Annotated in this window: 18 protein-coding genes; all 18 read right to left on the bottom strand. The window is 68.3% G+C overall.

Translation table 11 applies throughout. The features are described from left to right. From ACFMRZ_RS36830 to ACFMRZ_RS36745, 18 genes are read right to left on the bottom strand one after another with little or no spacing between them, the layout of a single operon-like run. Complete coding sequence (locus ACFMRZ_RS36830; RefSeq protein ID WP_400182733.1) at positions 1–387, bottom strand: hypothetical protein; 387 nt, start codon at positions 385–387, stop codon at positions 1–3. Positions 388–410: 23 nt separating this feature from the next. After that, entirely contained in the window at positions 411–887 is a 477-nt protein-coding gene (locus ACFMRZ_RS36825; protein WP_400177334.1) for a hypothetical protein, read from the bottom strand. A gap of 2 nt (positions 888–889) precedes the next feature. Next, positions 890–1,708 carry a hypothetical protein gene (locus tag ACFMRZ_RS36820; protein ID WP_400182732.1) on the bottom strand — a complete coding sequence of 273 codons (819 nt, stop codon included), beginning with the start codon at positions 1,706–1,708 and terminating at the stop codon, positions 890–892. 57 nt (positions 1,709–1,765) lie between these two features. Then, a complete protein-coding gene (locus ACFMRZ_RS36815) occupies positions 1,766–2,209 on the bottom strand; it encodes a hypothetical protein (RefSeq protein ID WP_400177332.1) in 444 nt (147 codons plus the stop codon). Next, positions 2,206–2,526, bottom strand: coding sequence for an HK97 gp10 family phage protein (locus ACFMRZ_RS36810; protein WP_400182731.1), 321 nt, complete (start codon positions 2,524–2,526; stop codon positions 2,206–2,208). Before ACFMRZ_RS36810 ends, ACFMRZ_RS36815 begins: the two co-directional genes overlap by 4 nt. Positions 2,527–2,528: 2 nt before the next feature. Next, entirely contained in the window at positions 2,529–2,753 is a 225-nt protein-coding gene (locus ACFMRZ_RS36805) for a hypothetical protein (RefSeq protein WP_400177330.1), read from the bottom strand. 11 nt (positions 2,754–2,764) lie between these two features. Then, on the bottom strand, positions 2,765–3,151 hold the full coding sequence (locus tag ACFMRZ_RS36800) for a hypothetical protein (protein ID WP_400177329.1): 387 nt from the start codon (positions 3,149–3,151) through the stop codon (positions 2,765–2,767). Continuing rightward, positions 3,148–3,540, bottom strand: coding sequence for a hypothetical protein (locus tag ACFMRZ_RS36795; protein WP_400183079.1), 393 nt, complete (start codon positions 3,538–3,540; stop codon positions 3,148–3,150). Before ACFMRZ_RS36795 ends, ACFMRZ_RS36800 begins: the two co-directional genes overlap by 4 nt. Next, the gene (locus ACFMRZ_RS36790; RefSeq protein WP_400182729.1) at positions 3,537–3,827 is read right to left on the bottom strand and encodes a hypothetical protein; all 291 of its coding nucleotides are present in this window, start codon (positions 3,825–3,827) and stop codon (positions 3,537–3,539) included. The genes ACFMRZ_RS36795 and ACFMRZ_RS36790 overlap by 4 nt, the downstream gene beginning before the upstream one ends. Then, positions 3,824–4,846 carry a major capsid protein gene (locus tag ACFMRZ_RS36785; RefSeq protein WP_400183078.1) on the bottom strand — a complete coding sequence of 341 codons (1,023 nt, stop codon included), beginning with the start codon at positions 4,844–4,846 and terminating at the stop codon, positions 3,824–3,826. Before ACFMRZ_RS36785 ends, ACFMRZ_RS36790 begins: the two co-directional genes overlap by 4 nt. 17 nt (positions 4,847–4,863) lie before the next feature. Next, positions 4,864–5,241 (bottom strand): hypothetical protein, encoded by a 378-nt coding sequence (locus ACFMRZ_RS36780; RefSeq protein WP_400183077.1) that lies wholly within the window; start codon positions 5,239–5,241, stop codon positions 4,864–4,866. 19 nt (positions 5,242–5,260) lie between these two features. Further along, entirely contained in the window at positions 5,261–5,896 is a 636-nt protein-coding gene (locus ACFMRZ_RS36775) for a hypothetical protein (protein WP_400182726.1), read from the bottom strand. A 59-nt stretch (positions 5,897–5,955) separates the two neighbouring features. Further along, positions 5,956–6,912: a hypothetical protein gene (locus tag ACFMRZ_RS36770; protein WP_400182725.1), complete on the bottom strand. Its 957-nt coding sequence runs from the start codon at positions 6,910–6,912 to the stop codon at positions 5,956–5,958. Beyond that, a complete protein-coding gene (locus ACFMRZ_RS36765; protein WP_400182724.1) occupies positions 6,881–8,305 on the bottom strand; it encodes a phage portal protein in 1,425 nt (474 codons plus the stop codon). Before ACFMRZ_RS36765 ends, ACFMRZ_RS36770 begins: the two co-directional genes overlap by 32 nt. Positions 8,306–8,315: 10 nt before the next feature. Then, positions 8,316–8,918 carry a terminase gene (locus ACFMRZ_RS36760; protein ID WP_400182723.1) on the bottom strand — a complete coding sequence of 201 codons (603 nt, stop codon included), beginning with the start codon at positions 8,916–8,918 and terminating at the stop codon, positions 8,316–8,318. Beyond that, positions 8,896–9,054: a hypothetical protein gene (locus ACFMRZ_RS36755; protein WP_400183076.1), complete on the bottom strand. Its 159-nt coding sequence runs from the start codon at positions 9,052–9,054 to the stop codon at positions 8,896–8,898. The genes ACFMRZ_RS36760 and ACFMRZ_RS36755 overlap by 23 nt, the downstream gene beginning before the upstream one ends. Next, on the bottom strand, positions 9,051–9,971 hold the full coding sequence (locus ACFMRZ_RS36750) for a terminase (protein WP_400183075.1): 921 nt from the start codon (positions 9,969–9,971) through the stop codon (positions 9,051–9,053). Before ACFMRZ_RS36750 ends, ACFMRZ_RS36755 begins: the two co-directional genes overlap by 4 nt. Continuing rightward, positions 9,958–10,422, bottom strand: a complete 465-nt coding sequence (locus ACFMRZ_RS36745; RefSeq protein ID WP_400182721.1) for a hypothetical protein — start codon at positions 10,420–10,422, stop codon at positions 9,958–9,960. Before ACFMRZ_RS36745 ends, ACFMRZ_RS36750 begins: the two co-directional genes overlap by 14 nt. Positions 10,423–10,559: the final 137 nt, after the last annotated feature.

Below are 10,559 nucleotides of genomic sequence, written 5' to 3'. Positions count from 1 at the left end.
TCACCCCCTGTCCCTGTACATTTCGAGCACCTTGGCGAGACGCTGGCCGGGCGGCGGCTGGTCCGCCTGCTCGGTGCGCTTGGTCAGCTCGTAGGGCTTGTGATCGGCGCGGTACCGCTCGACGAGCGCCGCAGTCACCTCCGGGTCACGCAGCGCGACCGGCGGCAGCAGCGGCAGCGGCGGCGGGCGCAGACCGCGCCGCTTGCGTTCCATCCGCTCCTTCTTCACCTCGGGGTCGTCGGGATCGGTGGTCCCAGAGACGTAGTCGAAGGTGTTCAGGAAGTCGATGCGGTCGACCAGCATCGCGAGGTTCTCCGAGTCCCGGGCCGCCTGCTCGTCCCGGGCGTCCGCGTCGTCGATGAGCGCCGCCACATCGCGATACGGCATCTCGGCGAGCGCCCGGCGCAGGCTCAGGCCGTGATGGCGCTGGACTCGGGCGAAGGCAGCGCCCCACCGGCCTGGTTCAGCGATGCCGACCAGGGCACGGGCGCGAACAGTTTTCCCTCATGCAGCCCCGACAGATTCGTGATCCGGTTCAGGGCTTTCGCCGCATGCTCGGGACTGAGCGCCTGGATCTTCTCCCACAGCGCCGGGCCGTCGTCGCCCGCGACGACCGACAGCATCTCCTCGAGCTTGTTCTCGCTCGTGTACTGAAAGAAAGTGGCCGCTTCGTCGCCGGTGAACTGGCGGCGGATATCGGCGTCTACGCCGAGCAGTGTGATCGGCACCGGCTCGCCGCCGTCGACCGCGAGTTCGTCGAGGATGTTCACCCGCGTCGCCGCCGCCGCGGCCGGGGTCGCCGACCGCGCCGGACGGCGCGCAACAGCCTTGGCTGCCGTCTTGCGTGCAGCAGCCTTGGCCGCTGGCTTGCGTGTAGTCCCCGCCACGATCAGCCGATCTGGATCGTGCCGGCCGGGGTGAGGCTCGCACCGTCGCCGGACAGCGTGCCCGGCACCTTCAGGGTGACCGAGTAGGGGCCGCCCGCCGAACCGGTGACCACCGCGTTGCCGGTGCCCACGGTCGACAGCGCCTCGAGCGCGGACTGCACCGCCGACGCCGCAGCGTTGTAGGCGATACCGGTGGTGGTCTGCCCGCCCACCGTCAGCGTGAACGTACCGGCTGTGGTACCGGCAGGCACGGTCACCGTGGTCGACACCCACAGCGGGTTCCACGAGGTGAGCGGCACGAACGGCTCGAGTGCCAACAGCTCCAGCTCGAAGCCGTCGAGGTCCTCCTTACCGAAGGTCCTCGGCGGCGGCGTGGTGAGCGTGACCGACGGCGAGTAGAAACCGGCCGAGGTGCCCTCGTCGCGGATGTTGAGCAGAACGGCGAAGTCCTCGTCGTCGCCCGGGTTCCACTCGAACACACCGGAGCCAGGCGGCACCTCGGCGATGCTGCCGCCCTGCAGGGCGGTCAGCACGGTGGCGACCGAGTAGTCGACCGGGCGCAGCTTGATGCGCTCCTCGGTCGGACTCTTGATCACCTTGTACGGTGCGCGGCGGCGGTTCCACACCTTCTTCGGGGTGACGTCCCGGGTCGGGGTCACGTCGAATCCGGCCTCGATTCCGCCGAACGCATCCCACGACAGCGAGCCGGTGACGGGATTGTCGGCGAACGGATTGGTCGGGCGCGCGGTGCCCTTCGGCGCACGGAACCCGTCGCCGTCGAGCCACACATACGCCTTGTCGGGATCGGCATGAGTGCTCATGATGCCTCCAATGAGATAGACACCCAGCACTCGAATGCTGCTGGGCTGTAATAGTTTTCAGGCGCGCGGTGCGCGCATCTTCATTTCCACGCGGATCGTCGCCCGATACAGCGGGCTATCGACGCCGCGCTTGGTGTCGACGAAGTTGATCGGGCCCTCGAGCCAGCGCGCCCGCCAGCCCGACCCGCGGAACTCCTGAGGTGGCGCACGGTGCAGCAGCTCGCCTGCCAGCCCGGCCACATTCCAGGTCAGTTCTTCCGGATCGGTTGTGCCGCCGAGGATCTCGATCTTCGGCGCCCACACATCGACCTGCACCATCGGCCGCCGCGCCATCGGGTCCTCACCCACATGGCCCGGCGCGCGGATCGTCATACACACGCCGTTGAGCGGATCAGGCAGTTCGCGGGTCGTGATCGCGTCCGCCGGCACCATCGCGGTGATCTTCGGCTGCGCGATCAGGAACGCCCGCACCGCGCCGGGCGCGAACGGGATCGGGGTCACCGGCGGCGACCCTTCGGCTGCCACCCGGAATACCGACCACGGCTTCGCGCCGCGTCGGTCAGTGCGGCGTGCGCCGGGGTGTCGCTGGTCCCGTACTCCTTGTAAACGGCGTCCTCGTCCTCGTCGACCAGCCGCACATCATCGCCGGATGCCTCGACACCGATGCCATCGCGGTATTCGCCGGTGAACACGGGTGCCGACGCGCGAGCGTCCACTGCAGCTTCCTCGGCGGCCTCGCGCCGCTTCGGGGTCGACAGTTTCGCCGCGGCGAAGCGCACGGGGCCGTCGAAGATGGTGAGCCGGACCAGGTTCGCCATGGTCAGCGGGTGCGCTTCGGCCGATCGGTCGCGGCGTCCGCCTCGGCAGACTGCTCGGTCGCCTCGGTGACGGGCGGCCGGGCGTCGACCTCGACGGTCTTGACCACCGCGCCGCCCTCGGCGGGCGTCGCCTCACCCTTGCGGGCGGCACGGTGGCGCTTGTACGCCTTGCCCTGGTCGTCGCCGGTGTGGGTGACACCGGCGTCGTCTTTCCACGAAACGATCATCGGGAACTCCTTCAGTCCATGTCGGATGCGTGCCGCACGATCGCGGCGATGTACGCGGCCCGGCGCGAGCCCCTCGCGGGCCGCCGGACGCGGGGAGTGCCCTGCACGGTGACCTTGCCGCCGACGGGCACGATGTCGGCGTACTCGCCCGGGCCGTCGAACCGCCAGACATCGCGCCTGTTGGTCCCGCCCGGCAGGCCGGGATCGAGCAACAGGATCAGCTCGGAGACGGTCACACCGTCACCGAGGTCCTCCTGCTCGGGCGGGCGGATAAGCCGCTGCTGCAACAAGCCCGTCCACGGCACCTCATCCGGATCGCCCGGAATGTTGTTGCCGGTACTCGGGTCGGCGACCGGATCGGTCGGCCGCAGCAGGGTCCACCGCTCGCGCAGTTTCACGGGCGCGGACCGGGCATGATCGTGAACGCGTCGCTGCCGTCCTCGGCACCCGGCAGCAGGTCGTCGAGTTCGTCGTTGGTCAGATAGATCAGACCGGTCTTCGAGGACGGCGCGTACTGCTCGGAGATCTCCGGATACTCGCTGCGGATGACGTTGATACCGCGGTTCAGTGTGTCCAGGGCGCGCAGCACCATCGCGGCGCCGGTGCCCTTCACGAGGTCGATGTCGAGGGTGCCATCGGCGATTCGCTCGTCGAGACGGCCCACCTTCGACCGCAGCTTGGCAGACGCGATCCGGATGAACGCCTCGGCCTGGGCAGTGTCCTCGAAGGTCTCGCTCGAGATCTCCTCCAGGTACGCCAGGTCGAACAGCGGCGTCGGCGCGGTCACTGCTCGCGCGACTCCGTGATCACGGCGAGGATGTCGGCCTTCTTGGTGGCCTCACCGAGGTCGACCGGGTGCTCCGGATCGGCGGCCCACGCCTTCAACTCGGCGACGGTCCACGCCTCCGACGGATCGCCCGCCGGCGGTGCGGAATCGTCCTCGGGCTCCTCGGCCCACGCCGCAGGGTTGGTGATCTTCTTGACCGCCCACGTGGGAACGGCGTCTGCCGGGGTGAAGATGTGCACCGCGCCGTCGTCGCCGGAGACATGCACATCGGTGCGCAGCCTGCTCACGACAGCACCGTCGCGATCATCGAGGCGTTCGCGTTCAGCAGCAACGGCAGGCCGATGCCGCTGGCCTTGGTCCAGCGCGCGACCGGGTCGTTGTCGATGTAGGACCCGACCACGATGCCCGGCGCCTGGGTCTCGTCGATGCCGTACTCGGCCTCGAGCGCTTCCGCGGTGGTGCCCCAGTCGGTTTCGCCGAGCTTGATGCCGGGGCCAGGGGTGTAGAGCACCACGTTGTCAGGGATGAGCCGCACCGTGTTGCCGTTCGAATCCTCGACCTGGGCGTCGAACACCGTGAACGGCGGGTGGCCGAACGAGGTGAACAACGCGTTCACCTGATCCTTGGTGACCACACCCTGTGTCGAGCCCGGCGGCAGGGCGTAGGCCCGGATCGCGGCGTTGCGCATCAGCGTGGACATGACCCGCTGCGAGGTGATCGCTTCGCCCGGGTTACCACCGTTGAACGGCCGATACACGCCGAACCAGGTGTCCTGGTCGTTGATCGGGTCGGCCGCGCCGCTCCACAAAGTGGCCGCGGTGACGGTCAGGCTCGAGCTGCGCTGGAAGTCGGCGGTCAGATCGAGCCCGTTCTCGGCGAGGTGTACCTTGCCGGTGACGACCGACTCGGCCTTCGCCATGATCAGGCGCGTCCGCAGCGCGTCCGCCAACTCGACCGCGTCGTTGAGGATCGAATCCCGGATCGAGCTGTCCGCCTTACGCATCCGCAGGCGGTCGTACTCACCGAGTCGCCGCTTCTCGCTGAGCGGAGGCAGCTCGCCGGAGATCCGCACGACACCCTTGCGGCCGGTGATCGGCGCCTCGGTGTCGTAGCTGCGGAACCTGCCCGCACGCTTCAATCCGCGCTGGGTGATGTTCGCCCGGAAATCGACGTCGTCGATCAGGGTGTTGGGCAGCAGCTCGTCGATGACCGACAGGTTGTTGACCGGCCGGTCTGCCAGAGCTTCGCGGACATATCCGGTCAGCTCCGCCGGGGTGATGTAGTCGCTATTGATGACTAGTGCCATGACTATTGCACCTCCTCTCAGAAGTAGCGGATCGAAGTGATGGTGGCCTGACCAGTGGCGTTGAGCGCCTGCGGCAGCTTCGCGGCGATAACCGCGCCGTGCCAGTACAGAGCGCCCGACACCTTCGTGACGCCGGCGGGAACATTGACCGGGGTCATGAGGTGTCCTGCGACCGGGAAATTGGTGTCGCCGTTGACGAACGGCGCGTAGAGGCCCGAGGCCACCTTCTTCACCGCGTATCCGGACTTGATGTAGCCGTTCGGGTAATAGGTACCCGCCGTCCACAAGGCCAGATCCAGGGTGATCGTGCGGGCACGATCGGTGCCTTCGGCAGTCGCCATCCAGGTCGGATCGTCGGCGCCGAAGGTTTCGGTCTTGAGACTGATGTCCATCATTCCCCTCCTTTCAGGGGTTCTACTTGCGTGGATTGCGCTGCCGGTACAGGTCGCGCCCGGAATCCATGGACCCTGTCGCGTCCTGCTGGCCGCCGCCCTGCCGCGGATCGGGCTTCGGCGGCGGGGTGCCCGGGGGTGTGGGCGACGGTGCGGCAGCGCCGATTTCCGCCTTGAACACCTGGGCGTCGGCGCGAAGCTCCTCGAGCGTTTTGCCGTTGAGGCGCTGTGCGGAACTGAGCGGTAGTCCCTCGGCAGCCGCGGCCTCGTAGCGGAGCGCCTTCGCGGCGTCCTGCTCGAGTTCGCGGATGCGGTCCGCGGTACGTTCCGCCTCGGTCTTCTGGGCGTCCTCGAACGCCTTGACCTTCGCCTCGAGGGTCTTCTGTGCCTTCTCTGCCGCTGCCCGTGCTTGCCGCTCGGCCTCCAGCGCCTTCTTGCCGCCCTCGCCCAGAACATCGGGATCCGGATTCGGCGTCGGCGTGGATGCGGGCGGATTCGGCGGCGCGCCCGCCGGGGGCGGAGGCGTGGTGCCGGGGGGCGCGGGCGGCGGAGGGTCGCCCTCCGGGGATGCGCCGCGGACCGGCCAGATCGGGGCGCCGTTGCGGCGGATCCCGATCGCCCGCCCGAAGCGGGGATGCGTGGGCAGCAGAGTGTTCACGGGGTGTTGTTCCTCCATCGCGGGGGCGGTCCGGTCGCGCGTCGCGCGCGGCGGAAATCTCAGGGGTTCAGGTAGCCGTTCAGCTGCAGCAGCCGCAGCACGTCGGCGCGGTCCTCGCCGATCTCGTAGATCGCTTCCGGCATCAGCCGCGGCGTCCGCTTCGGGGTCCGGCCACGCTCGCGGATCCGCCGACCGGCCAGACCGTGCTTCGTCACGCCCTCCGTCGTGATCAGCAACTCGCGGCCGTAGACGCCTGCGAGCTTCATGCCGCGCCGGGCGTTCACGATCTGCGCGGGATCTGCGCCTTCACGGATCGCCTCAGCGCCCGCGACCGTGAATATCTCGGTTTGCTGCTTGGTCGTGAGGCTGTCGAAGTAGAGCTGAGGATCCGTCCGCAGATCCCCTGCGCGGTCCTCGGCCGCCGGGATGTGCCGGCAGTCGCAGCCGGGGTGCCGCAGGAAGCTGGCCTTGCGGTACCAGCGGCCCGCCAGGATCGCGCACCGCGAGCAGGACGGCGGATTGAGCATCCGCACGTACCCGGCATTCCGCCGGGCTGTGATCCCGAGTCCGACCGCTGCCCGCGAGGCGTCAGCGATCTGCGTCTGCGTGTAGACCAGCAGCGTCTTCACGCCACCGGCCCACGCCGCCGCAGGCGAGAGCCCCTGCCCGACTTGGTGTTTGGCGGCGATCACCGCGCCGTACAGCAGACCCTCGAGTTCCCGGCCGTCCGAGGCAACCCCGACCAGCGGGCTCGTGTCGATCCCGGCGTCCGGGTCCATCGGTGTCCCGAGTTCGTCCAGCACGTCGCCGACATAGTCGTCGGCACCCTGGACCGCCTTCCGCTGGCCGAGCCTGATCGCCGCGGCCAAGCGGTCCGCATTCGCCGCGAACCAGGTATCGAACTCCGCGGGCGGCCGGGTGCCCCAGATGTCGCGGGCGGCGATGAGCACCCGCGCGGTGATCGCGCGCTGCTCGTCGTAGTACTCAGCCGACGACTGCGGCAGCAGCGGCGCCATCGCTGTTCGGGCTCGGCTCGGTGTTCAGGCTGCGATTCAGCTGGTTGAGCGGATCGCGTTCCGCCTCGGCGTCGAAGTAGCCTCGCTCACGGGCCTTGCGCGCCTCGTCCCAGCCCATGTCGTCCCAGGCACCCTCGCGCGACAGCACAGCGACCCCGCCGGTCTGCTTCTGGATGGCGTCGGCTTCCTCGGCCTTCGTCGGGGTTGCCGGGTTGCGCCAGTCCACGGCGATCGGCCGGCCTTCCGACGGCCATTCGCTCGTGCGGAACCGCTCGTACAGCGCCATCGCCCAGCCGAGCGCGGTACCGACGTGCTCGTTGGACTCCTCGACGTTGGACACGATCCGGGACTCGTCGGCGCGGATAGCGCCCTCAGCGGCCGGGTTCGCGGTGTTCTGGCCGAAGAACCGCACCGGCAGGCCCGTGACGCTCGAGGCCAGCTCGGCGTACATCTTGATCGTGTCGTGGAAGTTCCGCAGGTCCGACCCGGCGAACTGGCCGAGCTGGGCCTCCTTCGGGCCCTTCTGCGTCGCCCAGATCGCCTGGTAGTAGGACTGCCACACCGGCAGCATGTTGCCCTCGCGGTCGACGAAATCGCCCTTGCTCACACCCAGCGCCCACCGCGGCGGCACAGCGTGCGTCTCGACAGCGAGCTGCAGGTTGGTCAGTGTGCGGGCGCAGGCATCGGTGATCGGCATGACACTGCCCATCTCCGTTGCGCCGTTCCACTTCCCGAGCCGACGGCGATTCAGCACCACAATTACCGGCACCTTGCCGAGGTCGTGCCGGTCGGGCTCGCTGTCGCCGCCGGTGGTGTCGATCTCCCACCCGCCCTTGCCGACAACGAGCTGAATTGTCTTGTCGGGCAGGAACAGCGTGCCGACGCGCTCGCCGTTCTCCTCCCGATATTGGCGCAGCGCCGCGTCGATCCGGCGGCGACGCTGGTTGACGATCACCGACATCTGTTTCGGTGACTCGAGAGTGATCAGCGGATGCTCGGCGTCGTCCTCGTTGGTGCCGACCGCGAGGAAACAACGCCCGAAAATCCGCGTCTCCTTGCACAGAACCGGGATCTCGCTCGACAGATTGTTCGCATCGAACCCCTCCTGCAGCGCCTTGTCGAGCGGGTCCTTGCCGTCACTGCCGGGCCGGTAGACCGACTTCACCTTCTGCCGGCGCATCAGCTCGTCGACGTACATGCCGGGCCAATTCGCGATCAGCTCGAACAGCCGCTGCTCCTCCGGCACCGCGAGACCCATGTGCTTGATGCGTTGCGCACCGTCGTAATAGGCGTCGTGCAACCGATCGTGGTGCTGCAGCTTGTGCAGCTTCGAGTTCAGCTTGCCGACGATGTCCCGCTCGTCGGCGGTGAGCGTCGTACGCAGTTCGACCACGTCACCTCCATCAGCTGAAACAGAACATCCGGCCGTCGACGTCGTCCCAACCGGTCTCGCGGGCATCCGACGCCGCCTCGTGCGCCAGGATCGACGCCATTGCCGTGTCGATCTTCTGGTGCTGACTCGGCTTACCGAGGATGTATTTGTCGCCCGGCTTCGGCACCTTGCGGGCGTTACGCATGTGCGCCTCGGCGATCGGGCAGCCATCCTGTGTGATCCTGGTGCGCAGATCGGTTTCGAATCGGCGGATCGCCGCGTGCATGGCGGTAATGCGGTTCGTCGCCCACGGCACCACCCGATCGTCGCCGTACTTCAGCGCCCACTCGCCGCCCTCGGACTGCCAGTCGTACGGGTCGAAGTAGAACCGGGCCACATTCCAGGTCCCGAACAACTCGTCGACCGCGACGTGCACCTCGCCGCGCGGGATCCGCCCGCCGTGCTCGGCCGGGTTCCAGATCGTCGGTCGCCGGTCGGGACCGAACCGCGGGGTGAACAGCAGCCCGTCGCGGGTCTCGCAGCGCAGCGCCGTCCAGTCGTCCGTTTCCGAACCATCGAAACCAGCGCAGACCGCTGTGCCAGCGGGCGGGTTAGGAAGCCACAGCTTCGGCATACCGCGACTCCCACAGCCCCGCGGGCAGCCAGGTTCCGGCCCTCGCGACCAGCCTGTTGCCGAAGAATCGTTCAGCCTGCGCCGGGTCGGTCTCGGCCAGCTCGACCGCCTCGGCCTCCACCGAGTCGATGTTCACCCACGGCGAACCGCGGTAGACATAGCGCAAGATCTTCCGGCGCTCGCGCTTGTTGGACCACGACAGACCAGCCGGGGCATCCGGAAGAACTTCCAGACGTCAGGCGCATTGCTCTCGTAGGTGCGCTGCGCGGTCGAGTTCTCCGCCGGATCCCACGCATTCGAGGTCTCCAGCGTCCGGCCACCCATGCCGGCCGCGCCGCGCCGTTGGGTCTCGGCGATGCCGACCATTTTGTTCTGCTTGGTGTACAGGCCGGTCTCATCCTGCAGCGCGAACGAAATCGGGTTGCCGACTCGGCCTGTCGCGCTGGATGTCACGGCGTCGATGCGGTCGAAATCCACGCCACCGACTTCGCCCATGATCCGGATGAAGCCCTCGCGCACCGCCATCAGGTCCGACAACGGGCCGAGCTTGATCATCGCCGTGAGCGGCCTGTACACGTTGCCGACTTGATCTTCATTGGTCGCTGTCAGCTGGACGACCGGCGACGGATGGCGCATGCCCATCGGCTCGCCCGGGAGATATTCGTACTCCCAGCCGCAGCCGCAACCCCAGTCAGAGCACGCCCATCCGTCGCCTTTACCCGCCCAGCCGAGAAACTGACTCGGCCCGGCAGCCTCGACGCATACGACCGAAGCGCCCCAAGGTCCTTTCCCGGTCTTATGGGGGCCGACGACCTGTGATCGGCGGTAGACGAACGCCTGGTTCAGCAGGGGTTCGTCATCGCTCGGCCACTCGACGCCTGGACGGATCCGGTAGTGGTTCGCCGAGCACCAGAATTGCCAGTCGGACCAGCGGAATTCGCCACCGCGGGTCAGCCGGTCAGGCTGGCGGCAATGCTGACGCACCCACGCATCGGCGACGTCACCGAGCGTCGGGAAGTCGACGATCCAACCGTCGTCGTCAGCTACTCCCACCAGACACCGACCTCAACCGGCGCTCCTGCTTCGCGGCGGTCTGCGGCTTGCGCGCCGTCCGAACCTTCGCGATCTCGTCGGAGGCGATCGCCCAGCTGTTCTCGCGCAGGCCGGCCGGGGTCAAGCCGATCTGGTCGGCGAGCCGGGTTGCCGCGGCGACGGCCGCCGCGGTGGCCTTGGCTTGCTCGGCCTTGACCTTCCAGCGGACATACATGGCGACCGTCTCGTGCCGCCACGACTCCCGCGCCCACGCCGAAGCCTGCGGATAGGTCCAGACCTTCGCCCACAGCGCCCGCTCGCGGGCCGTCGGCCGCGGCAGTGGGAAGTCAGGGACGTCGCCGGAATAGCCTTCGGCGGGCAACTGCGTGAAGCTCAGGCCGCGCCGATCGGACCGGCCGGACGTCGGGTCCGGTTGCGGGCCACTGCGATTCCGCGCACCACCACGGGGCATGTCGGTACCTCCTGCTCGACGGCATCGCGCCGTCCGGACAGATGAACCCCCGCCGGCATCGCGCCAACCGGAGCAGCGACCGCGGTTGCATAACCGCAGGTCAGGAACTTTTGAACTCTCCGCACCACCTAGCGGCC

This window comes from Nocardia sp. N2S4-5, from assembly GCF_044628355.1.
Taxonomy (GTDB): domain Bacteria; phylum Actinomycetota; class Actinomycetes; order Mycobacteriales; family Mycobacteriaceae; genus Nocardia; species Nocardia wallacei_B.
This window is presented reverse-complemented; position numbering and strand designations above follow the sequence as displayed.